20 protein-coding genes and 1 pseudogene are annotated in these 21,131 nt (G+C 71.4%); 12 read left to right on the forward strand and 9 right to left on the reverse strand.

The features are described 5' to 3' along the window. Positions 1-5 precede the first annotated feature (5 nt). Positions 6-962 (reverse strand): NADP-dependent oxidoreductase, encoded by a 957-nt coding sequence (locus FBY22_RS29030; RefSeq protein WP_142150890.1) that lies wholly within the window; start codon positions 960-962, stop codon positions 6-8. 122 nt (positions 963-1,084) lie between these two features. On the opposite strand from FBY22_RS29030, the gene FBY22_RS29035 reads away from it, so the two are divergent. From FBY22_RS29035 to FBY22_RS29050, 4 genes are all read left to right on the forward strand, one after another. Next, the gene (locus FBY22_RS29035) at positions 1,085-1,381 is read left to right on the forward strand and encodes a hypothetical protein (protein WP_142150892.1); all 297 of its coding nucleotides are present in this window, start codon (positions 1,085-1,087) and stop codon (positions 1,379-1,381) included. 169 nt (positions 1,382-1,550) lie between these two features. Further along, positions 1,551-2,573: a phosphotransferase family protein gene (locus tag FBY22_RS29040; RefSeq protein WP_142150894.1), complete on the forward strand. Its 1,023-nt coding sequence runs from the start codon at positions 1,551-1,553 to the stop codon at positions 2,571-2,573. Between the two features lie 6 nt (positions 2,574-2,579). Beyond that, positions 2,580-3,794: an acyl-CoA dehydrogenase family protein gene (locus tag FBY22_RS29045; protein ID WP_142150896.1), complete on the forward strand. Its 1,215-nt coding sequence runs from the start codon at positions 2,580-2,582 to the stop codon at positions 3,792-3,794. Positions 3,795-3,918: 124 nt separating this feature from the next. Continuing rightward, positions 3,919-4,704, forward strand: coding sequence for a tetratricopeptide repeat protein (locus FBY22_RS29050; protein ID WP_142150898.1), 786 nt, complete (start codon positions 3,919-3,921; stop codon positions 4,702-4,704). Between the two features lie 20 nt (positions 4,705-4,724). On the opposite strand, the gene FBY22_RS29055 is transcribed toward FBY22_RS29050, so the two are convergent. From FBY22_RS29055 to FBY22_RS29065, 3 genes are read right to left on the reverse strand one after another with little or no spacing between them, the layout of a single operon-like run. Beyond that, a complete protein-coding gene (locus FBY22_RS29055; protein WP_058926281.1) occupies positions 4,725-5,318 on the reverse strand; it encodes a TetR/AcrR family transcriptional regulator in 594 nt (197 codons plus the stop codon). Between the two features lie 48 nt (positions 5,319-5,366). After that, entirely contained in the window at positions 5,367-7,034 is a 1,668-nt protein-coding gene (locus FBY22_RS29060) for a class I adenylate-forming enzyme family protein (RefSeq protein ID WP_142150900.1), read from the reverse strand. Continuing rightward, positions 7,031-7,804, reverse strand: a complete 774-nt coding sequence (locus FBY22_RS29065) for an SDR family oxidoreductase (RefSeq protein WP_142150902.1) — start codon at positions 7,802-7,804, stop codon at positions 7,031-7,033. Before FBY22_RS29065 ends, FBY22_RS29060 begins: the two co-directional genes overlap by 4 nt. Before the next feature lie 180 nt (positions 7,805-7,984). Here FBY22_RS29065 and FBY22_RS29070 point away from each other — a divergent pair. Together FBY22_RS29070 and FBY22_RS29075 are read left to right on the forward strand one after the other, a co-directional pair. Further along, positions 7,985-9,222: pseudogene (locus FBY22_RS29070) on the forward strand (exo-beta-N-acetylmuramidase NamZ domain-containing protein). 81 nt (positions 9,223-9,303) lie between these two features. Further along, a complete protein-coding gene (locus tag FBY22_RS29075; RefSeq protein ID WP_142150904.1) occupies positions 9,304-10,620 on the forward strand; it encodes a serine-threonine protein kinase in 1,317 nt (438 codons plus the stop codon). Between the two features lie 89 nt (positions 10,621-10,709). Here FBY22_RS29075 and FBY22_RS29080 read toward each other — a convergent pair whose 3' ends face one another. Then, positions 10,710-13,493 (reverse strand): penicillin acylase family protein, encoded by a 2,784-nt coding sequence (locus tag FBY22_RS29080; RefSeq protein ID WP_142150906.1) that lies wholly within the window; start codon positions 13,491-13,493, stop codon positions 10,710-10,712. A 223-nt stretch (positions 13,494-13,716) separates the two neighbouring features. On the opposite strand from FBY22_RS29080, the gene FBY22_RS29090 reads away from it, so the two are divergent. The 3 genes from FBY22_RS29090 (at position 13,717) to FBY22_RS29100 (ending at position 16,307) form a co-directional block, all read left to right on the forward strand. After that, positions 13,717-14,319, forward strand: coding sequence for a hypothetical protein (locus FBY22_RS29090; RefSeq protein WP_142150908.1), 603 nt, complete (start codon positions 13,717-13,719; stop codon positions 14,317-14,319). Between the two features lie 96 nt (positions 14,320-14,415). Continuing rightward, positions 14,416-15,147 (forward strand): 3-keto-5-aminohexanoate cleavage protein, encoded by a 732-nt coding sequence (locus tag FBY22_RS29095; RefSeq protein ID WP_174267285.1) that lies wholly within the window; start codon positions 14,416-14,418, stop codon positions 15,145-15,147. A gap of 92 nt (positions 15,148-15,239) precedes the next feature. After that, positions 15,240-16,307, forward strand: a complete 1,068-nt coding sequence (locus FBY22_RS29100) for an RNA ligase (ATP) (protein ID WP_142150910.1) — start codon at positions 15,240-15,242, stop codon at positions 16,305-16,307. 10 nt (positions 16,308-16,317) lie between these two features. On the opposite strand, the gene soxR is transcribed toward FBY22_RS29100, so the two are convergent. After that, a complete protein-coding gene (gene soxR, locus FBY22_RS29105) occupies positions 16,318-16,800 on the reverse strand; it encodes a redox-sensitive transcriptional activator SoxR (RefSeq protein ID WP_142150912.1) in 483 nt (160 codons plus the stop codon). A gap of 108 nt (positions 16,801-16,908) precedes the next feature. Here soxR and FBY22_RS29110 point away from each other — a divergent pair, with 108 nt between their 5' ends. After that, a complete protein-coding gene (locus FBY22_RS29110) occupies positions 16,909-17,370 on the forward strand; it encodes a MaoC family dehydratase (RefSeq protein WP_142150914.1) in 462 nt (153 codons plus the stop codon). Between the two features lie 22 nt (positions 17,371-17,392). Here FBY22_RS29110 and FBY22_RS29115 read toward each other — a convergent pair whose 3' ends face one another. From FBY22_RS29115 to FBY22_RS29125, 3 genes are all read right to left on the reverse strand, one after another. Next, positions 17,393-18,016 carry a TetR/AcrR family transcriptional regulator gene (locus FBY22_RS29115; protein ID WP_142150916.1) on the reverse strand — a complete coding sequence of 208 codons (624 nt, stop codon included), beginning with the start codon at positions 18,014-18,016 and terminating at the stop codon, positions 17,393-17,395. 145 nt (positions 18,017-18,161) lie between these two features. After that, the gene (locus FBY22_RS29120; RefSeq protein ID WP_142150918.1) at positions 18,162-18,407 is read right to left on the reverse strand and encodes a YiaA/YiaB family inner membrane protein; all 246 of its coding nucleotides are present in this window, start codon (positions 18,405-18,407) and stop codon (positions 18,162-18,164) included. Between the two features lie 75 nt (positions 18,408-18,482). Beyond that, the gene (locus FBY22_RS29125) at positions 18,483-19,634 is read right to left on the reverse strand and encodes an acyl-CoA dehydrogenase family protein (RefSeq protein WP_142152552.1); all 1,152 of its coding nucleotides are present in this window, start codon (positions 19,632-19,634) and stop codon (positions 18,483-18,485) included. Positions 19,635-19,714: 80 nt separating this feature from the next. Between FBY22_RS29125 and FBY22_RS29130 the strand changes: the two genes are divergently transcribed. Beyond that, on the forward strand, positions 19,715-20,365 hold the full coding sequence (locus FBY22_RS29130; RefSeq protein ID WP_174267286.1) for a TetR/AcrR family transcriptional regulator: 651 nt from the start codon (positions 19,715-19,717) through the stop codon (positions 20,363-20,365). Positions 20,366-20,412: 47 nt separating this feature from the next. Next, positions 20,413-21,123 carry a helix-turn-helix transcriptional regulator gene (locus tag FBY22_RS29135; protein WP_142150922.1) on the forward strand — a complete coding sequence of 237 codons (711 nt, stop codon included), beginning with the start codon at positions 20,413-20,415 and terminating at the stop codon, positions 21,121-21,123. Positions 21,124-21,131: the final 8 nt, after the last annotated feature.

Raw genomic sequence — 21,131 nt, forward strand, 5'->3', positions numbered from 1 at the left:
CGGACCTAGGCCCTGTCCCCTTCTTCCGGGGTCCGTGGTTCCACCGTCACCACGATCTTTCCCCGGGTCCGTCCCTCCTGGCTCAGCCGGTGCGCCTGCGCCGCCTGCTCCAGCGGGAAGGCGGCGTCCACGTGCACGGACACCACGCCCTGCTCCGCCAGTTCGGTCAGCCGCAGCAGGTCCTCGGCGTCCGGGCGCACCCAGCAGTACCGGCCGCCGTAGCCGACGACATCGCCGTCGGCGATGGACGCCAGCCGTCCCTCCGGGGCCAGCAGGTTCGCCGAGGCCTTCAGGGCCGCGCCGCCGACGGTGTCGAAGACGGCGTCCACGCCCTCGGGGGCCAGCCCCCGGACCCGCTCGGCCAGTCCCTCGCCGTAGGCCACGGGCTCACCGCCGAGCGCGCGGACGTAGTCGTGGTTGCGCTCGCTCGCCGTGCCGACCACCCGGGCGCCGAGGTGCCGGGCGAGCTGGACGGCGATCGAACCGACGCCGCCGGCGGCCGCGTGCACCAGGACGGTGTCGCCTCGCCCGACCCGCAGCGTCCTGTACAGCACCTGGTAGGCGGTGAGCCCGGCCAGCGGCAGCCCGGCCGCCGCCTCCCAGGACAGGTTCCGGGGCTTGCGGGCCAGGGTGCGCACGGGTGCGGCGACGTACTCGGCGAAGGTCCCGCGGGAGAGGAAGTCCTCGCGGACGTAACCGATGACCTCGTCCCCGGCGCCGAACTCGGTGACGGACACCCCGGGCCGGACCACCACGCCGGACATGTCCCAGCCGGGGACCACCGGGAAGACCGCCTCCAGCATTCCGTCGAGGTACCCCTCGCGTGCCTTCCAGTCGACGGGGTTGACGGCGGCGGCCCGCACCTCGACCAGGACCGCGTCGGGGCCGACCTTCGGGTCGCGGACCTCGCCGTACTCGAGGACCTCGGGTCCGCCGTACCGGCTGTAGCTGATGCCCTTCATGCCACCGACCCTCCGGGGTGCGCGCACGCCACGCAAGCCGGATGCGCGCCCGATGCCCCGATATGCGCCGTTCGCATGGCAGCCTGTCGGTCGTCACCACCCCGCACCCCGAAGGTGAGCACATGACCGCCCTCCACCTGGAACACGCCTCCCACAAGCACGCGCACGGTCCCGACTGCGGGCACACGCGGGTACGGCACGGGGATCACGTCGAGTACGCGCACGACGGCCACTTCCACCGCGAGCACGAGGGCCACTGGGACGAGTGCGAGCAGGACGGGCACGTCTCGCACGAGGACCACGACCACCGGCACGGCGACGGCTGCGGACACGAGAGCGTCCTGCACGGCGACCACGTCGACTACCTCCACGACGGCCACCGGCACGCCGCGCACAACGGCCACTGGGACGACCACTGATCTTCGGCGCCCGGCCGATACGCACCGCCCGACAGCTCCCGCCGCCCCCGGCCGGGAGCTGTCGGCCGTATGGTGGCCCCGATCACTTTGGCCTTCCGTACTGGACGACATACCGACCAGTCGGCATGATAGGTCGGGTCACGTGCACGCGCCTCGCAAAGGAGCACCGATGAGCCCCGATCACCCGCCAGGCCTCGATCTCGACCGGCTGCGCGGCCTGCTCGACCGCGAGCGGCCCGGCCTGGTGAACGGCGCCCTGACCGGCCGGCTGATCGAGGGCGGACGGTCGAACCTCACGTACGCGCTCTCGGACGGCACCTCGAAGTGGGTCGTACGGCGTCCCCCGCTCGGCCATGTGCTGGCCACCGCGCACGACATGAAGCGCGAGCACCGGGTGATCAGCGCGCTGCACCCGACGAACGTACCGGTGCCCCGGCCGGTGCTGCTGTGCGAGGACGAGGAGGTGCTCGGGGCGCCCTTCTACGTCATGGAGTTCGTCGAGGGCACCCCGTACCGCACGGCCGACCAGCTCGCCCCGCTCGGCCCGGAGCGAACCCGGGACGCGGTGCTGTCCCTGGTCGACACCCTCGTCGAGCTGCACGCCGTTGACCCGGCCGAGGTGGGCCTCGCCGACTTCGGCCGCCCCGAGGGCTTCCTGGACCGCCAGCTGCGCCGCTGGGGCAAGCAGCTGGACGCCTCCCGCAACCGCGACCTGGCCGGCATCGACGAGCTGCACGCCGAGCTCGGCCGCCGGCTGCCGGCCTCGCCCGCACCGACCGTCGTGCACGGCGACTACCGCCTGGACAACGTGCTCATCGACGGCGACGACAAGATCAGGGCGATCCTCGACTGGGAGATGTCGACGCTCGGCGACCCGCTCACCGACCTGGGTCTGCTGGTGATGTACAGCATGCCGCTGGGCATGTCCGACTCCCCGGTCTCCACGACCGCCGAGGCCCCCGGCCACCCGGCCCCGGCCGAACTGATCGAGCGCTACGCGGCCCGTTCCGGCCGGGACGTCTCGGCCGTCTCCTGGTACACGGCCTTCGCCTGGTTCAAGCTCGCCGTGATCCTCGAGGGCATCCACTACCGCTACACGCTGGGCCAGACGGTCGGCCGCGGCTTCGACCGCATCGGGGACCTCGTCCCCGTCTTCATCGAGCACGGCCTGACGACTCTTCAGGAAGGCTGACGGATCATGGACTTCGCGTTCGACGCCCGCACCGAGGAACTGCGGGCCAAGCTGCTCGCCTTCATGGACGAGTACGTGTACCCGGCCGAGCCGGTGGCCGCGGAGCAGCGGGCCGCGCTGGCCTCGCCCTGGGACACCCCGGCCGTCGTCGAGGAGCTGAAGGCCGAGGCGCGCAGGCAGGGCCTGTGGAACCTCTTCCTGCCCGACGGCGAGTACGGCGCCGGGCTGACCAACCTCCAGTACGCCCCGCTCGCCGAGATCACGGGCCGCTCCCCGCAGCTGGCGCCCACCGCGACGAACTGCGCCGCGCCCGACACCGGGAACATGGAGGTGCTGGCGCAGTTCGGCGACGAGCAGCAGAAGAAGCAGTGGCTGGAGCCGCTGCTGGCCGGCGAGATCCGCTCGGCGTTCGCGATGACCGAGCCGGAGGTGGCCTCCTCCGACGCCACGAACATCACCACGCTCATCGAGCGGGACGGCGACGAATACGTCATCACCGGCCGCAAGTGGTACATCTCCGGGGCGATGGACCCGCACTGCAAGATCTTCATCGTGATGGGCAAGACGGACCCGGACGGGTCCGACATCCGCCGTCAGCAGTCCATGGTGCTGGTCCCGCGCGACACCCCTGGCGTCACCGTCAGGCGCGCGATGCAGGTCTTCGGCTACGAGGACCACTACCACGGCGGCCACGCCGAGGTGGTCTTCGACCACGCGCGCGTGCCGGTCGGCAACCTGATCGGCGAGGAGGGCGGCGGCTTCGCCATCGCCCAGGCCCGCCTCGGCCCGGGCCGTATCCACCACTGCATGCGGCTGATCGGCATGGCGGAGCGGGCGATCGAGCTGATGTGCCGCCGGGCCGTGTCCCGCACGGCCTTCGGCAAGGCGCTGGCCCAGCAGGGAGTGGTGCAGAACTGGATCGCGGACGCGCGGGTGGCCGTGGAGCAGCTGCGCCTGCTGGTGCTGAAGACCGCCTGGATGATGGACACCGTCGGCAACCGGGGCGCCCACACCGAGATCCAGGCCATCAAGATCGCCACACCCCGCACGGTCGTCGACATCATCGACCGCGCGATCCAGCTGCACGGCGCGGGCGGGGTGAGCCAGGACTTCCCGCTGGCCGAGCTGTACGCCGGGGCCCGCACGCTGATGCTCGCGGACGGCCCGGACGAGGTGCATCAGCGCTCGCTGGCGCGACGGGAGCTGAAGAAGTACCTGTAGGCGCACAGGGCGGGGGTCGGCCGTCCCGGGATGGCCGACCCCCGCACGGCCGCGCGCCCGAGGCTGTGGGCGGGAGGTTGCGGAACCCTTCCGCCGTTCCTGTCATGGACGCGATACTGCGGCCATGCGACGCATACCGAAGGGCTGGCGCTGGGCCGTGGCCGGCCTGGCCGCCGCCGTCGTCGGCGCCCTGCTGCTGCCGATCGGCGACATCCTGTGGATCTACTTGCTCATGGCCGTGGGGCTGCTCGCCCTGCTGATCGTCATGGCCGACCGGGAGGTGCCGTTCGCGCTGGCCCGGGCGCAGTGGCGGCTGGGCCCGGACGACGAATCCGTGCTGCGGGCGCGCTTTGCGTCGGCCGCGCAGTGCATCCAGCAGGCGCGAATCCCGCTGGCGATCACCCGGCTGGACGCCCTGGTGCCGGACCTGACCGAGGCCCTGGGCGCCCAGCACCCGCTGACCTTTCAGGCCCGCTTCCTTGCCCTCCAGCTGCGCGGCGACAGTGTCGGCCTGCCCGACCGCCTCACGGCGCTGGGGGATCTGAGCGACGAGATGGACCTGGTCCTCGGCCCGGCCGACCCGGAGTCCCTGGCGGCCCGCTGTGCCCTGGGCGAGTGGCTGGAGGAGGAAGGTGAGCCCGAGCGGGCCCTGGCCGTGTACGAGGAGGCCGTCAGGGCCGGCACGCAGGAGCTGGGCGCTGACCACCACGTCACCCTGATCGCCCGCGGCTCCCTGGCCATCCTGCGGTGCCGCACGGCGGGCGCCGACCGCGGCGCCGCGCTGACGGACCTGGCCGAGGTCGTACGCGACATGGACCGGACGCTCGGCGCCGAGCACCCGAACACCGTCTCCACCCGGCGCCTGCTCGACCAGTGGAAGGACACCAGGCCGGATCCCGCCGGCACCTGACCCGGCCGGCCCAGGACGCCTCAGGGCCGCAGGGCCCGCAGCAGCAGGTCGGCGAGGTGGTCGGCGACCTCCTGCGGGCCCATCGGGCCGTCGGGGCGGTACCAGGTCGACAGGTGGTGGACGGAGCCGAAGTGGTAGTCCACGACGAGGTCGGCGGGGGTGGCCTTGGAGAAGACGCCCGCCTCCTGTCCCTCCTCCACCAGCGCGCGGAAGCGCTCGTGGTAGCGCCGGCGCTCGGCGCGCACCTGCTTGTTCTTCTCCGGGCTCAGGTGGTGCATCGAGCGGAAGAAGATCGACGCGTCGTCGAGGTTCTCGATCGTGGTGACCACGACGTCCGCCGCCGCGCCCCTGAGCCGCTTCTCGATCGGCTCGTCGGCGTTCGCGAAGGCGTCGAGACGCTCCTGCTGGACGCGCAGCACGCGCGCGTACACCTCGTGCAGGAGGTCGTCCTTGGAGCCGAAGTAGTGGTACAGCGCCCCCTTGGTGACGCCGGCCGCCTCGACGATCTCCTGCACGGAGGTGCGGTCGTAGCCCTGCTCGGCGAAGAGCCGGGTGGCGGCGGCCAGCAGCCGCTGCGGGACGGGCGTACCGTCTCCGTCCGTCGTCCTGGGCACTGTGCCGCCACCTGCCTTCCGGGCGTTCCGCCGTGTTCCGGCGTGTTTCTATTCGCTTGCTTGCCTGTGGGACCGAAGCTCCCGACGGAGGATCTTCCCACTTGCCGTCTTCGGCAAGTCGGGCAGGATCTCCACCTGCCGCGGGTACTTGTAGGCGGCCAGTCTCTCCTTGCAGTACACCGCGAGTTCATCCGGGTCGGTCTCGGCACCCGGACGCAGGCTGATGTACGCCTTGACGGTCTCCCCGCGGTACCCGTCGGGCACCCCGACGACGGCCGCCTCACGCACTGCCGGATGCGTGTACAGCACGTCCTCGACCTCGCGCGGCCATACCTTGAACCCGGAGGCGTTGATCATGTCCTTCTTGCGATCGACGACGTAGAGCCAGCCCTGCTCGTCCATGAAACCGATGTCGCCGGTGCGCAGCTCGCCGTCCGGGAAGGTCTCGGCGGTCGCGTCCGGGCGGCGCCAGTATCCGGGCACCACCTGTGGCCCGCGTACGAGGATCTCGCCCTGCTCGCCGAACGGTACCTCCCGCCCCTGGTCGTCGACGACACGCACGACCGTCTCGGGCCCCGGCAGACCCACGGCGAGGGTCCCGGAGGCGGGGTCGACGGGCGCCTCCAGGCCGGGCGGGACGGAGGCGCAGGGGGCGGTGCACTCGGTCAGCCCGTAGCCGTTGCGGATGTAGGGCCCGAAGCCGGCCCGGAACTTCTCCACCAGGGCGGGCGGGACCGGCGCGCCACCGCTGGAGATGTTCACGAAGGAGGAGAAGTGGTCCGGGGTGGCGTCCGGGTGGGCGGCCAGCGCCATGAAGGCGGTGGACGGGCCGACCGTGTAGTGCGGCCGGTGCTCGGCGAAGGCCGCCAGCACCACGCCCGCCTCGAAGCGGTACGTCAGCACGAGCGTGCCGACGCTGTCGAGGCAGGCTCCGAGCTGGCACACCATCCCGGTGATGTGGAACAGCGGGGCGAGGGCGTAGTACACGGGCCCGTCGGGCAGTGCCAGCCCCGTCCGCTGCCGCTCGGCGTTGTACATGATGTTGCCGTGCGTGTTGGTGGCGCCCTTGGGGGTGCCGCTGGTGCCGGAGGTGTAGCTGATCAGCGCGATGTCGGACGGGGTGAGGTCGCGGCCGTGGGGCGGCTCGTACCCGGCGCGGGCCACGGTCGTCAGGTCGGCGGCGTCCGCGCTCTGCGGCAGCCGCTCGAACGACAGCACGCGCGCGTCGCCGCGGGTCTGGAAGTCCAGCTCGCAGGCGGTGAGCACGATCCGCACCGGCGATCCGGCGGCCGTCTCGCGCAGGTACGACTCCCACGCGCGGTCGGAGCAGATCAGCGCGGTCACCTCGCCGTCCCGCAGGACGTGCCCGACCTCCCCGGACTTGTACATGGGGTTGACCGGCACGACGATCGCGCCCGCCTTCCACGCGCCGAGCAGCGCCAGCACGAACAGCGGCGAGTTCTGCAGCAGGATCGCCACCCGGTCCCCGCGCTCCAGGCCGCGCGCGGCCAGATGTCCGGCGACCGAGTCGCTCAGCTCGTCGACCTCGGAGTAGGTCAGCCGGCCGTCGAAGTAGGCGAGGAAGTCCCGGTCCGGCGCCTCGTCGACGGCGCGTCGCAGGGCGTGCACCAGGGTGTCGAGGGGCTGGACCGGCGCCCGCTGGGCGTCGTTGAGCAGCGCCACCCAGGGCTTGGCCGCGTAACGGGACCCGGTCACCGTACGTCCTCCCACTTCTGCTGGACCCGGTTCATGTTCTCCAGCCAGTGCTCGGGGTCGGTGGCCCGGGCCTGGTAGAACTCGGCCACGAAGGGGTGCGGCAGGATGAGGAAACGGTCCTCCTCGATCCCCTTGAACAGGGCGTCCGCGACGTCCGAGGGGTCGATCGCGGTGGGCTGCAGCACCAGGTCGCCCGCGCTGCCGCTGGCGGTCAGCATGTCGGTGCGCACGCCCTGCGGGCAGATCGCGTGGACCTTCAGGCCCCGGTGGCGGTAGGTCAGCGACAGCCACTCGGCGAAGGCGTAGGCGCCGTGCTTGGTCACGCTGTAGGAGGGCGCCCCGATCATGGTGAGCAGCCCGGCGGCGGAGACGGTGGACACGAACCGGCCGCTTCCCCGCTCCAGCCACGCCGGAAGCAGTTCCTGGGCGGCCCGCACATGGGCCATGACGTTGACGTCCCAGGAGGTGGCCCAGGATTTCTCGTCGGCCGACAGTCCCTCGGCGCCGTCCTGGAACCCGACACCGGCGTTGGCGCAGTAGACGTCGACGGTCCCGCCGAGCGCCTCCCGGGCCGGGGCGACGACGGCGGAGGCGTCGCCGGGGACCGCGATGCCGCCGATCTCGTCGGCGACGGCCCGGGCCCGGTCGCCGTCGAGGTCGTTGACGACGACCCGGGCCCCTTCGGCGGCGAACCGCCGGGCCAGGGCGGCCCCGATGCCTCCCCCGGCCCCTGTGACGACCACACCAGCACCTTGAACGGCTTCCACCATCGGTCTCCTTCGACTGCGGTTCCGGCTGCCAGACTAACCGGTCGGTATGTGTCAGGAAAGGGGTGCCCGGAACGCGCCGGGGGCGGGGCCGCATCGACATGCGGCTCCGCCGCGTGGGCGCGACGAGCCACGGACACCTGCGGCTTCCACCCGGCCCGCGGGAGCAATACCGTGCCCCTCATGCGCCTATCCAGACGAGCCCTCCTCGCAGCGACAACGGCAGCAACCTCCCTCACCGCCGCACCCCCGGCCGCAGCGGCCGAGCCCCGCCGCAGAGTGCGCACCGGCTTCGAACGCCTCGCGGCGGACGGCTACTCCCTCCTGTACGGCAGCCGCGTCGGAATCGTCACCAACCCCACCGGTGTCACCCGAGACGTCCGTCACATCGTCGACGTCATGCACGCGGACCACCGTGTCGACCTCGTCGCCGTCTTCGGCCCGAGCACGGCTTCCGCGGCACCGCACAGGCGGGCGGCTCCGAGGGCCGCTACGACGACCCCGCCACCGGACTGCCCGTCTACGACACGTACCTCAAGAGCGGCCGGCCGCTCGCCGACGTCTTCACCGCCTCCGGCGTCGACACCGTCGTCTTCGACATCCAGGACGTCGGCGCCCGCTTCTACACGTACATCTGGACGCTCTACGACTGCATGGAGGCGGCCCGGCTGGCCGGCAAGCGCTTCGTCGTGCTCGACCGCCCCAACCCGGTGACCGGCCGCTCCGCCCAGGGCCCCGTCCTGCACAAGGAGTTCGCGACCTTCGTCGGGCGGCAGCCGATCTCCCAGGCGCACGGCATGACCGTCGCCGAGCTGGCCCGGCTGTTCAACGGGGAGTTCCTCACCACCCCCGTACCGCTGGAGACCGTGGCGATGACGGGCTGGCGGCGCTCGGACCTCTACGACGCCTGCGGCCTCCCCTGGGTGCCACCGAGCCCCAACATGCCGACACCCGACACGGCCCTCGTGTACTCGGGCACCTGTCTCTTCGAGGGCACGAACCTCTCCGAGGGCCGCGGCACCACCCGCCCCTTCGAACTGCTCGGCGCGGACGGCATCGACGGACGCTGGGCCGCGAAGGTGAGAGAACTCGGCTTGCCCGGCGTGCACTTCAGGGAGGCCTACTTCGCGCCCACCTTCTCCAAGTTCCAGGGCAAGACCATCGGCGGGGTGCAGATCCATGTGCACGACCGGGCCGCGTACGACCCCGTCCGCACCGGAATCGCCCTGCTGGTGACCGCCAAGCAGGTCTGGGACGGCTTCGCCTGGCGCTCCGACAACTGGATCGACAAGCTCACCGGCTCCGCACAGGTGCGCACCGCGATCGACGCCGGGGCGAGCACCGAGGACGCCGTGGCCGGCTGGCAGGGGGAACTCGCGGCGTTCCGGCGGATTCGAAAGGAATACCTCCTCTACAAGTGAGTCGCGGCGTATGGCCATTCCCGCCCGGTAGCAGGACGATGCGCCCACATCGCACCACTACGGGGGACGAGGGGGCCCGTCATGGCACAGCCTGCAACGAGCGTGACGCCTTACTGGGAGCTGACCTTCGACGCGGACGGGGACGTCGACGCGACGGAACGGGACGCGCTGCTGACCGAGGTGGGCGGGCACGGCGTCCGCGACCTGATCGTCTTCGCGCACGGCTGGAACAGCGACCGCACGCACGCGACAGCCCTGTGCACCGGGTTCTGCCGTCCGATCCGCGGGCTCGCCCCGCAGGCGAGGATCGGGTACGTGGGCGTGATCTGGCCCTCGATGCGCTTCTCCGACGAGCCGATCCCCGACTTCCCCAAGTCGGTCGTGGCGACCGAGGCCGAGGCGAACCCGGCGCCGGCGCTCGACAAGGACACCCGGCACGCGCTGCTGGAGACCTTCCCCGGCCGGGCCACCGTCGTGGACCAGATCGCCCGCATGCTGGACCAGCGGCCCGACAACGAACTGGAGGAGTTCGGCAGACTGGTCCGGCTTCTGGTGGAGGTCGTGCCGGGCGGGCCGCAGCCGTTCTTCGCCGCGGACACCGTCGCGGAGGGTGTTCCGCAGAGCGAGCCGGCGCTGTTCACCGCGGACACCGCGACGCTGTGCGACGAGTTCGCCCGCGCGCTGGCGTCCCTGCGGGCCGAGGGTGACGCGGAGACCTTCTCGCTGCCGAACCCCTGGGACGGGGCGAAGGAACTGCTGCGGCAGGCCACGTACTACGCGATGAAGCGGCGCGCGGGAACGGTCGGCGAGCGTGGACTCGGCCCGGTGATCGGCCGGCTGGCGGCCGCGGCGCCGGACCTGCGGGTCCATCTCGTCGGGCACAGCTTCGGCGGGCGCCTGGTGTCGTTCGCGCTGCGCGGCCTGCCCGAGGGCGTGCGCGCGGTGAAGTCGGTGACGCTGCTCCAAGGGGCCTTCTCCCACTACGCGTTCGCGGCGCGGCTGCCGCAGGATCCGCGTACCGGTGGGGTGCTGCAGGGACAGCAGAACCGCATCGACGGGCCGCTGGTGTGCTGCTACTCCCGCTTCGACCAGGCGCTCGGCACGCTGTATCCGCTGGCCTCGCGGATGTCGGGCCAGAACAACGCGGTGGCCGGCTTCGACATCCTGGGGGCATCAGCCGAGTGGGGGGCCATGGGCCACGACGGAGTGCAGGCGGTGCCGGGCACCCGACGGATCGACCTGGCCGAGGCGTTGCGCGGGCCGCTGGCCGCCGCCGGGTGCGTGAACGTCGACGCCTCCGCAGTGGTCAGGCGCGGGGGCCCGCCGTGCGGGGCGCACAGCGACATCGTGCATCCGGAACTGGCGCGGGTGGTGCTGGCGGCGGGCCGCATCCGCTGACCCGCCGCCGCTCTGTACCATGTCACACGTCACACATCACATGTCACGCGTTACATGTCACATGTGACACACCACCCCGCCGGTCCCGCTCACCGGTGCGACGTGTACTCCACCACCTGCTGGAACGTCGGCCGGTTCTGCCAGCTGATGTTGCCGTGCTTGATGCCGCCCAGGGTGCGCTGGACGATCGAGTCGGCGCACCACTGGTCGCCCGCCGAGCAGAGGCTGTCGCCGGGGTAGACGGTCGACGCGGACGTGCCGGCGGCCGTCTTCAGGGTGCTCATCAGGAGGTCCCGGCAGGAGCCGAGGCTGCCGCCGCCGCAGTACTTCTCGGCGAGCGGGCCCCGGACACTCTCCCCGAGCACCGCCCTGATGTCCTTGTCGACGTAGCTCCACCAGCCGTACTGGAAGGAGCTGCCCGCGTGCGAGCCGGTGGGCCCGTGGGCGGCCGACGGGGCCTCGTCGATCGGCAGGTTGTTGGTGATGGCGGTGTACAGATCACTGCCGAGACCGGGTTGGAACTCGGCCTTGACCAGCAGCGGCCACCAGGCGTCCAGGATGCGGATCGCGTCGGGGTTGGCGTACTTCTTCGAACCGGCCGAGGTCTCCGTGCGCTTGGCGCCCGCGGACACCCACGCCTGCAGCTTGCTCACCGCGTCGGCGACCGTGGAGTCGGTCACCGTACTGCTGTTGACGACCTTGAGCAGCTTCGGCAGGACGTCCTCGGCGCGCAGGTCGGCGAGGGCCGCGTCGGCCATCGCCTGCACCAGCTTCGTACGGGTCACCCCGCCGGCGGCGACGAGTTTCTTGACCCGGTCCTCCAGCAGGTTGCCGCGGTGCACGGAGCCGTCGCCCCAGGGCGCGGTCGTGTAGTCGAGGGCCTGCTTGTTGTTCCAGGAGATGTAGTAGTCCTGGTCGACGGAGTTGGGGTGCGCCGAAGCGGGCGTGTAGTCGGCCGTGTTGGTGGACGGGGTCCAGTTCTTCCACTCGTAGGCGGCCTGTCCCCACACGGGGAACTCGGCGTCGACGCCGCTCGCGCGCACCGGGTTGTCGCCGCTGTTGTAGTAGGCGGTGTGCGAGGAGTCGGCGTAGAACCAGTTGAAGGTGTAGTTGATGTGCTGTGCCGCGCTCTGGAAGTCCTTCGGGCCCTTGACGTAGTCGGGGTCGTTCAGCATCTGGAAGCCGATGATCGAGTCGGCCTCGTGCATGTAGGAGGAGCGCAGGGTGGTGTAGGCGACCTTCTTGCCGCCGACGGTCGCCCGGTACTCGACGGGCCCGTACTTCGTCTTCCACACCCGCATGGTGTACGACCCCGCGGCCGTGCCGTCGGCCGTGGTGGGCTTCCAGGAGTTGGTCTGCTCGAGTTTGTCCATGGCGGTGCAGGTGCCGTGGTACAGGTAGTGGTAGTCGTCCTGGCACAGTTCGACGGCGTAGGTGTCGATGATGTCCTGGCCGGAGGTGGTCGCGGACCACGAGTAGTCCTGGCCGCGGCCCAGTTCGACGTACATGCTCAGACCGGCGAAGGAGGCGCCGCGGGCGCTGATGCCCGGGCCCTGGATCTCCTGCAGCATGAGCAGCTGGGGCGCGAAGTACCCGGTCTGCGGGCCGAAGACGGCGATCGGGTGGCCGCTGGCGGTGTACTTGCCGCTGACCACGAGGGCGTTGGACATACCGCGCCTGGCCGAGCTGAGCGCGTTCGCGGTGGCGGTCTTCGAGGCGGCGGTGGCGCTCTGGCTCGCACCGGTGCCGGTGGCGTCGTAGACGAGCGGCTCGGTCGTCACGGAGCCGGCGTCGGGCAGGGCCTCGCCCTGGGCGTCGGCGGGCTTGGTGGCGTAGGGGAAGCTCTCGCCGTTGTGGACGGTGAGGACGGCCTCGGGGTCGTTGCGTTCGCGGAAGGACTCCCAGACCTTGGTGCCCTGCGCGACGCCGTACTTGGACTGGGCGGCGATCAGTGAGATCGCGTTGTTGACCTCGCCGCCGCCGCCGGCGCCGAACAGGGAGCCGATCACCGAGCCGAGGGCCACCAGGTCGGTGATCTTGAAGTGGTCGATGGTGCCGGCGTTGGTGATCGAGTCCTTGTGCCCGGTGAGGACGTACTCGCCGGGGAAGTAGCGGCCCGAGTCGGAGGCGTCGATGTAGGCGTTGATGCCGGCGAGGTAGGCGTTGGCGTCGGCGAGGGCCTGCTGGCCGCGTGCGCCGTTGTTCGCCACGGCGTTGTCGATCTGGGCCTGCAGATCGGCCTCGGAGTAGGGGGCGTTGCGGTAGAACTCCTGCTCCAGGCCCTGGTTGGAGGCCGCGCCGCCGGCGAAGGCGGTCAGCTGGCCGCGGCCGACGTGCCGGAAGACGTCCATGAGCCACAGCCGGTCCTCGGCCGCCGCGTAGCCGGCGCCGAACTCGGTGCCGTAGCGGCTGGTACCGGTGATGTGCGGTACGCCGGCCTTCTTGTCGCGGACGATCGTCACGTCGCTGCGGCCCGCCGGGCTCTCCGTGGAGGCGACTTGATCCGAGGGGACACCGAACGAGGCGTCGTTGAAGAAGGTGTTGATCTTCGCGTCGGTGAGCCCGGAGTAGCCCGTGGCCAGGTTGGCGTAGGGGCCGAGCTGGTCCTCGGCATGGCTGGGCTGGGTGCCGAAGGCCTGGTTGAGGAGGATCTGCGCGAGGGTGGCGTTGCCGTTCTCACCGGGCGGCAGGATGTCGGAGCACTGGCCGCCGCAGTAGTCGTTCGAGGCGGTGGCGGCGGTGGCGGTCGCCTGGGTGAGCGGGGACAAAAGGCCGGCAATCAGGACGCATATGGATGCGGACTTCAGGAACCCGGTGAGTCTGCCGGGAGTTCTCAGTCTGTCGAGGGTGGTGCGCACGGTGCGCCGAGGCATGGCGGCTCCTGCCGACGAGGGGGTGTGCCGGGACGTTACCGCCGGTATCCCCGAGATTGAAGATGAACATGCGTCAAGTTTTGGAACACGGTGGTCGGCTTATGGGGGTCATCGGAAATCGGATGGAGCCGAATCGCTTGTCGATACGTCTATTCGGCGAAGTCCTTACGACGACGCCGAAGTGACCGAAGTACAGGTGCAGGTGTGACGGAGGTGCAGGACGATGGCGGGTTTCCGGAGTCTGGCGAGACAGGTCCGCGATCCGCGGTGCGATCTGGCACTGCGGCGCTACTCACTGCGCAAGTGCCTTGAGAGGTTCGCTCCTTACGGGCACAGGGCGACCTGGGACCACTTGTGCTCCCGGGCAGGGTTCGGTCCCGAGGACCGCTCTCCCGAACCGGCGCGGCTCGTGGCCGCACTGGAGGAGCTGGAGGAGGCGCGCTCGGTCTGGCTGGCCTACGAGGTCGAGTTCGCCGAGCGGCGCAAGAAGGAGAAGCACGACGGGCTGCGCCGACCGGGCAGCGTGGACGACTGGCACCGGCTGACCTGGGGCGGGTTCGGTGTCGCGTGGTGCGACGACCCACGGGTCCACCCCCGTGAGCCGCTGGCCGAGGTGCTGCGCCGGCTGATCTCCGCCCTGGAGCGCGAGCCGGGGGCGGAGTGCCCGGTGTGCGGCGGGGAGCGGCTGGTGTGGACGTACGACCTGGACCATGAACCGTCCTCCGGTCCGGTCTGCAGCAACTGCGGGATTCTGGTGCCACGGCCGGTGCTCAAGCCCGAGGCCCTGGCGGACGCAAGGCGCGGAAGGCTGCTGGTGTCGGCCTAGCACGGCGGGGGTGCGCCGGGGATGCCGCACCCCCTGTATGTCCGCCGGACACGCGGCCGGCGGTCCGTTGTCAGTGGCGTCCGGCACGCTTGGGGCATGGTGCAGGTGTGTCTCAACGGGACGCGGGGGTCCGCCGATGGCGCGGTGGTGCCGCTGACCCCTTCGGCGCTGGCCGAGTCCGCGGCCGAAGCCGTCGCGGCCGGTGCCACGGATGTGCACGTCCACCCCAAAACGCCCTGCGGGCGCGACACGTTGTCGCCGCGGGTGATCGGACCGGCGCTGGAGGCGATCCGAGCGCGGGTCCGGGTGCCGGTCGGCGTGACCACGGGCGCCTGGGCCGAGCCGGATACGGCGGCCCGGCTCGCGCGGGTGCGGAGCTGGGCGGAACTGCCCGCCCCGCCCGACCACGCCTCGGTCAACTGGCACGAGGAGGGGGCCGAGGAGATCGCCGCCGCCCTGATCGACCTCGGCGTGGGGGTCGAGGCCGGCGTCTGGTCCGGGACGGACGGCGCGCCACGGTTCGCCGTGTCGCCGCTGGCGGGACGGGTGTTGCGGGTGCTGGCGGAGGTGACGGACACCTCTGAAGGGACGGCCGAGGACAGCGCGCGGGCGCTGCTGGATCGCCTCGGTCCCGCGCGGGGGCGTCCGGTCCTGCTGCACGGCGAGGACGGGGGCGCCTGGCCGGTGCTGCGGCTGGCGGGACGGCTGGGGCTCACCACCCGGATCGGTCTGGAGGACACGCTCGTCCTGCCGGATGGCCAACCGGCCCTGTCCAACGCGGAGTTGGTGGCCGCGGGACTCAGGCAGTACCGCGACGCGCGACGGTAGCAGCCGTAAAAGCGCTCGCTCCACCGTTTTCGCGTCCGGACAGTGGGAGGCGATGAAACCGAACTGAACGCCCTCCCGAACCGAGGTGTCCCATGTCGACGCTCCGCGTCACCGCCGAAGTGCTGACGGTCCACGAACATCCCAACGCCGACGCGCTCGAACTGGCCCAGGTGGGCCTGTATCGCGCGGTCGTCGCCAAGGGTGCCTACCGCACCGGCGACGCCGCCCTCTACATCCCCGAGCAGGCCGTGCTGCCGGCCGGGCTGATCGAGGAGCTGGGGCTCACCGGGCGCCTGGCGGGCACGAAGGCCGACCGGGTCAAGGCGGTGCGGCTGCGCGGCGAGCTGTCGCAGGGGATCGTCTGCCGTCCGAAGGCGCTCGCGGACGTCGACCTGGCGCGGGCCGCCGTGGAGGGCACCGACTTCGCCGAGCTGCTCGGCATCACCAAGTGGGTGCCGCCGATCCCGCCCACGATGAGCGGCGAGGTGGAGTCCGCGCCCGAACTGCTGCCCTGGGTCGACATCGAGAACATCCAGCGGTTTCCGGACGTCTTCGCACCGGGCGAGGCTGTGGTCCTGACCGAGAAATTGCACGGCTCGGCGTGCCTGCTGACCTACGCGGCCGCCGAGGGACGGGTCTACGTATCGTCCAAGGGCTTCGGCGCCAAGTCCCTTGCCCTGAAGGAGAATCCGCGCATTCTGTACTGGCGCGCGGTGCACGGGCACGGCGTCGCCGAGGTCGCGAAACGCCTCGCCGACCGGCTGGGGGCGCGCCGGGTCGGGATCTTCGGCGAGGTGTACGGGGCCGGGGTGCAGGACCTGACGTACGGCGCGGACGGCAGGCGGGAGAGTCTCGGGTACGCCGTGTTCGACGTGTCCGCGGAGATCGACGGCACCGTGCGGTGGCTGGACGCGGCCGAACTGCTCGACGGGGAGCTGCCGTTGGCGCCCCGGCTGTACGAGGGACCGTACGACGTCGAGCGGGTGCTGGAGATCGCGAGCGGACGGGAGACCGTGTCCGGGCGCGGGCTGCACCTGCGGGAGGGGGTCGTGATCCGTACCGCGGTGGAGCGGTACAGCCCGGTGACGGGCGGCCGGGCGATCGCGAAGGCGGTGAGCCCCGCCTACCTGACCCGCAAGGGCGGGACCGAGTACGAGTAGGCCCGCGCGGTCACCCGGTCCCGGCCGTCCCGCCGCGCCGCCGCTCCACCATCAGCCGGGACCCGCTCCGCCGCTCGCCGAAGGCGTCGTCCGGGTTGGACAGGACGCACGAGTCCAGTGACAGGCAGCCGCAGCCGATGCAGTCCGTCAGGTGGTCGCGGAGTCGGTTGAGCTGCTTGATGCGCTCGTCCAGTTCCGAGCGCCAGTTCTCCGAGAGGCGGGCCCAGTCCTCGCGGGTGGGGGTGCGCTCCTCGGGGAGTTCGGACAGGGCCTCGCGGATCGTGGCGAGGGGGATGCCGACGCGCTGCGCGGCGCGAACGAAGGCGACCCGGCGCAGGGCGTCACGGGAGTAGCGGCGCTGGTTGCCCGCGGTGCGGCGGCTGCTGATCAGCCCCTTGGACTCGTAGAAGTGCAGGGCCGAGACGGCGGCGCCGCTCCGCGCGGCGAGCTGGCCGACGGTGAGCTCGTGGATCTTCTCGGGGATCTGGGGCACCCCTCGAACCCTACCCACCCCCCGTCGGCGGTCGTCCGTTGACATCGGATTCCCGGCCGACCATGCTAAGCAGTCGCTTAGACATTGCGACGCATGGGAGGCCGGGACATGGCAGAGCCGAGGATCTTCACCTCCGCCGACGAACTGAAGGCGGCGGTGGGCGAGCAGCTGGGGTACACCGACTGGCTGGAGATCGACCAGAAGCGGATCGACCTGTTCGCGGAGGCGACGGGCGACCACCAGTGGATCCACGTCGATCCGGAGAAGGCCGCCTCGGGGCCGTTCGGCACGACCATCGCGCACGGGTACCTGACGCTGTCGCTGCTGCCGCTGTTCGGCCCGCAGCTGATCCAGGTCGAGGGCGTGAAGATGGGCGTCAACTACGGCACCAACAAGGTCCGTTTCCCCGCCCCGGTCCCGGTCGGCTCCCGGCTGCGCGCGACCGCGAGGATCAGCGGCGTCGAGGACGTGCCCGGTGGCGTCCAGGTGAGCGTCGCCTACTCGGTGGAGCGCCAGGGCGGCGACAAGCCGGTCTGCGTGGCCGAGTCGGTGGCCCGCTTCTACCTCTGACGCCGCCGGGGCGGTCCGGCCGCTACTTGACCCCGACCATCCGCAGCACGAGGTCGGCGTAGAGCGCGCCGACCTCGTCCGGCGTCCAGGGGCCGTGGACGTTGAACCAGCGGGCGACGTCGATGCAGAGCGAGAGGACGGCGAGGGTGGTGCCCTTGACGTCCAGCACGTCGAAGTCGCCGACGGCGATGCCGTCCTCGATGATCCCGCGCACCTCGGCGTCGCACTGGCGGCGCAGCGCGAGGATCTCGGCGCGGGCGTCCGGGCCGAGGGAGTCCAGCTCGTACTGGACCACCCGGGCGGTCGTCCGCCCCCCGGCGTGCCAGCGCACGAAGGAGCTGACGGCGTCCGCGAGCCGCTCGGCCGGCGTGCCCTCGCCGCGGGCCGCCGTGCGCAGGATGTCGACCGCCTTCTCGTGGCCGATGCGGCTGATGCGGTGGAGCAGCTCTTCCTTGGTCTTGTAGTGGATGTAGAGCGCGGCCGGGCTCATGCCGGCCCGGCCCGCGATGTCACGGGTCGTCGTGGCGTGGTAGCCGCGCTCGGCGAAGGCCTCCACCGCGGCCATCAGCAGCCGCCGGGCCGCGTCGGGCGTGACCTCGCCCCACGGCGCCACCTCGCCGCCGGCCGTCTCCTCCGCCGTACTCATCGCTCGCTCGCCCCTCTCGCAGACAGACACCCCACCATACCGCCCAAGGTGAGCGAGCGCTTAGTCCGCGTGTTCACAGCTTCCGCGGCGGTCACGGCTTCCGCGGATGTCACGGCTTCCGCGGATGTCACGGCTTCCGCGGATGTCAGAGCTTCTCGAAGGGGTGGTACGACCGCTCCGCAGCCTCCTGCCGGTCCCGGATGACCTTGGCAAGGGTGAAGGCGGAGGTGACGAGGTAGAGGACGGCGATGCCGAGGAACGCCCGCACCCAGGCGTCGGCGTTCAGCTTGAAGATGCCGATGGCGGTGGCCGCCATGGCGACGGCGAAGGAGGCGACCGCCTGGCCGTAGAAGGCGGCGGTGTTCTGCTGCTTGCCCGAGGTCTCACTCATGGGGACAAGGGTGCGGGCGGCAGGGCGGGCGCCACATCCGCGCACATACTCAGCCGACGTACTCAGCCGGTGCGCTCAGAACGCCGAAATACCCGTCAGCGCACGGCCGATGAGGAGTTTCTGGATCTGGCTGGTGCCCTCGTACAGGGTCATCACACGGGCGTCGCGCAGCAGCTTGCCCGCCGGGTACTCGTCGATGTAGCCGTAGCCGCCGAAGACCTGAAGGGCGTTGTTGGCGGCGCGCACGGCGGCCTCGGAGGCGAAGAGCTTGGCCTTGGAGGACTCGACGGCGAAGGGCTGCCCGCGATCGATCAGATCGGCGACCCGCCAGGTCAGCAGCCGGGCCGCGTCCACGTCGACGGCGATGTCGCTGATCAGCTCCTGCACGAGCTGGTGGTGGGCGATCGGCCTGCCGAACTGCTCCCGCTCGCCCGCGTACCTCACGGCCGCGTCCAGCGCTGCCTGGGCTATGCCGACGCAACCCGCCGCGACCGACATCCGCCCCTTGGCGAGAGCCGACATCGCGACGGAGAAGCCCTTGCCCTCCTCCCCCAGCATCGCGGAGGCGGGCACCCGCACGTCCTCAAGGGCCAGCTCGGCCGTCGCCTGGCCGCGCAGTCCGAGCTTGCCGTGGATGGTGCGGCGGGTCAGCCCGGGGGTGTCGGTCGGCACGAGGAAGGCGGAGACGCCCTTGTGGCCGGGGGCGTCGGTGGAGCGGGCGAAGAGCAGGACGACATCGGCCCAGGTGCCGTTGGTGATGAACATCTTGGTGCCGTTGACGACGTAGTCGTCGCCGTCGCGGACCGCGCGCGTGGTGAGGTTGCCGGCGTCGGAACCGGTGCCCGGCTCGGTGAGGCCGAAGCAGCCGACGTACTCGCCGGAGGTGAGCCCCGGCAGCCACCGCCGTTTCTGCTCCTCGCTCCCCCGGGCGGCGATCGTCTTGGCGACCAGCCCGAGCGAGACGGACACGATCCCGCGCACGGACGAGTCACCGCGCCCGAGCTCCTCCGTGACCAGGCAGTACGCGAGGTGGTCGCCGCCCGAGCCGCCGTACTCCTCGTCGACGGTCAGCCCCAGGAAGCCGACCTCGCCGAGCTTCTTCACGATGGCCCGGTCGGCCTCCTCGGCGCGGTCCCAGGCGATGACGTTCGGGGTGATCTCCCGCTCCACGAAGTCCCGGGCGAGCCGCCGTACGGCCTCCTGCTCCTCGCTGAGCCCCAGGTTCACCACGAGATCACCCCACACAGACAGATCTTGAAAGCCGTACCTTTAAATTAGCACTGCTAGTTTCTGATCGCAGCCCTACTATGTGCGCCATGGCCCGACCGCGCAAGCCCCTGCTGAGCACCGACCGGATCGTCGAGACGGCACGCGCGCTCGTGGACGCGGAGGGCCTCGCGGCCGTCTCCACGCGCCGGCTGGCCGCGGAGCTCGGAGTCAGCGGCCCGTCGCTCTACAACCACTTCCGCACCAAGGACGAGATCCTGGAGGCGGTCGCGGACTCGGTGAGCGCCCAGGTCGACCTGTCGATGTTCGACGACGGCCGGGACTGGCGGACCGCGCTGCACGACTGGGCGGTCTCCTACCGGGCCGCGCTGCGCGACCACCCCAACATCGTCCCCGTCCTCGCCACCGGCCCCGGGCGGCGCCCGGCCGGCCTCCGGCTCGCGGACGCGGTGTACGGCGCCATGGTCCGCGCGGGGTGGCCGGCCGCGCAGGCCACGTCGATCGGCGCGCTGATGCGGTACTTCATCATGGGTTCCGCGCTCGGGTCGTTCGCGGGCGGCTTCGTGGACGACGCGGCGGCCTACGACCCGGCCGACTACCCCCACCTCGGCCAGGCCCACCTCCTGGCCGAGCACCAGGAGAAGATCGACGAGCGGGCCTTCGAGACGGGGCTGACGGCACTGCTTGACGGGCTGGCGCAGCAGTACGAGCAGGTACGGCGGCGGGTGTAGCGACCTTTCGGTGGGGGCCGAAGTGTCCGTGGCCCATGCTGGGGTGCATGACGACCAGGGATTCCCAGGCGCCGCGACTGGCCCGGCTCGCCGGCCTTCTCGCCGACGAGACGCGGGCGGCCTGTCTGCTGGCACTGCTGGACGGCCGGGCCTGGACCGCGGGTGAGCTCGCGCGGCATGCCGGGGTCGCCGCGTCGACACTCAGCGAACACCTCGGCAAGCTCGTCGCGGGCGGGCTGCTCAGCGAGGAACGGCAGGGGCGGCACCGGTACGTGCGGCTCGCCGACGCGCGCGTCGCGCAACTGGTGGAGGAGCTGGCCGCGCACGCCGGGCCCGGGGACGTCGTACGGCCCCGGGGCCTGCGGGAGTCGAGCGCCGGATCGGCGATGGCGCGCGGGCGCACCTGCTACGACCACCTGGCGGGGCGGCTCGGTATCGCGCTCACCGACGCGTTGGCGCTGCGCGGGTTGCTGCGGGTGGACACCGGGTTCGCCCTGACGGACGCGGGGGTCGAGTGGTTCGGCACGGCGGGGATCGTCCTGGAGCGCGGGGGCCGGCGTCCACTGGTCCGGCCGTGCCTCGACTGGACGGAGCGGCGGCCGCATCTGGCGGGGGTCGCCGGGGCCGCGTTGTGCCGGCACGCGCTGGACGCGGGGTGGTGCGTGCGGATCGGGTCCTCGCGAGCGGTGAAGGTGACTGCCGTCGGGGAGCGGGTGCTGGGGGAGCTGCTGGGGATCGAGGAGGGGGCGTTGCGGTGAGGTGGGGA

Source organism: Streptomyces sp. SLBN-31 (genome assembly GCF_006715395.1).
In the GTDB taxonomy this organism is placed as follows: domain Bacteria; phylum Actinomycetota; class Actinomycetes; order Streptomycetales; family Streptomycetaceae; genus Streptomyces.

Excerpts from the sequence above, each read along its gene's own strand:
- FBY22_RS29120 (WP_142150918.1), bottom strand. The coding sequence starts at position 18,407 with ATGAGTGAGACCTCGGGCAAGCAGCAGAACACCGCCGCCTTCTACGGC.
- FBY22_RS29075 (WP_142150904.1), top strand. The coding sequence starts at position 9,304 with ATGGCACAGCCTGCAACGAGCGTGACGCCTTACTGGGAGCTGACCTTC.
- FBY22_RS29030 (WP_142150890.1), bottom strand. The coding sequence starts at position 962 with ATGAAGGGCATCAGCTACAGCCGGTACGGCGGACCCGAGGTCCTCGAG.
- FBY22_RS29045 (WP_142150896.1), top strand. The coding sequence starts at position 2,580 with ATGGACTTCGCGTTCGACGCCCGCACCGAGGAACTGCGGGCCAAGCTG.
- FBY22_RS29110 (WP_142150914.1), top strand. The coding sequence starts at position 16,909 with ATGGCAGAGCCGAGGATCTTCACCTCCGCCGACGAACTGAAGGCGGCG.
- FBY22_RS29115 (WP_142150916.1), bottom strand. The coding sequence starts at position 18,016 with ATGAGTACGGCGGAGGAGACGGCCGGCGGCGAGGTGGCGCCGTGGGGC.
- FBY22_RS29035 (WP_142150892.1), top strand. The coding sequence starts at position 1,085 with ATGACCGCCCTCCACCTGGAACACGCCTCCCACAAGCACGCGCACGGT.
- FBY22_RS29135 (WP_142150922.1), top strand. The coding sequence starts at position 20,413 with ATGACGACCAGGGATTCCCAGGCGCCGCGACTGGCCCGGCTCGCCGGC.
- FBY22_RS29130 (WP_174267286.1), top strand. The coding sequence starts at position 19,715 with ATGTGCGCCATGGCCCGACCGCGCAAGCCCCTGCTGAGCACCGACCGG.
- FBY22_RS29050 (WP_142150898.1), top strand. The coding sequence starts at position 3,919 with ATGCGACGCATACCGAAGGGCTGGCGCTGGGCCGTGGCCGGCCTGGCC.
- FBY22_RS29065 (WP_142150902.1), bottom strand. The coding sequence starts at position 7,804 with ATGGTGGAAGCCGTTCAAGGTGCTGGTGTGGTCGTCACAGGGGCCGGG.
- FBY22_RS29100 (WP_142150910.1), top strand. The coding sequence starts at position 15,240 with ATGTCGACGCTCCGCGTCACCGCCGAAGTGCTGACGGTCCACGAACAT.
- FBY22_RS29090 (WP_142150908.1), top strand. The coding sequence starts at position 13,717 with ATGGCGGGTTTCCGGAGTCTGGCGAGACAGGTCCGCGATCCGCGGTGC.
- FBY22_RS29080 (WP_142150906.1), bottom strand. The coding sequence starts at position 13,493 with ATGCCTCGGCGCACCGTGCGCACCACCCTCGACAGACTGAGAACTCCC.
- FBY22_RS29095 (WP_174267285.1), top strand. The coding sequence starts at position 14,416 with ATGGTGCAGGTGTGTCTCAACGGGACGCGGGGGTCCGCCGATGGCGCG.
- FBY22_RS29040 (WP_142150894.1), top strand. The coding sequence starts at position 1,551 with ATGAGCCCCGATCACCCGCCAGGCCTCGATCTCGACCGGCTGCGCGGC.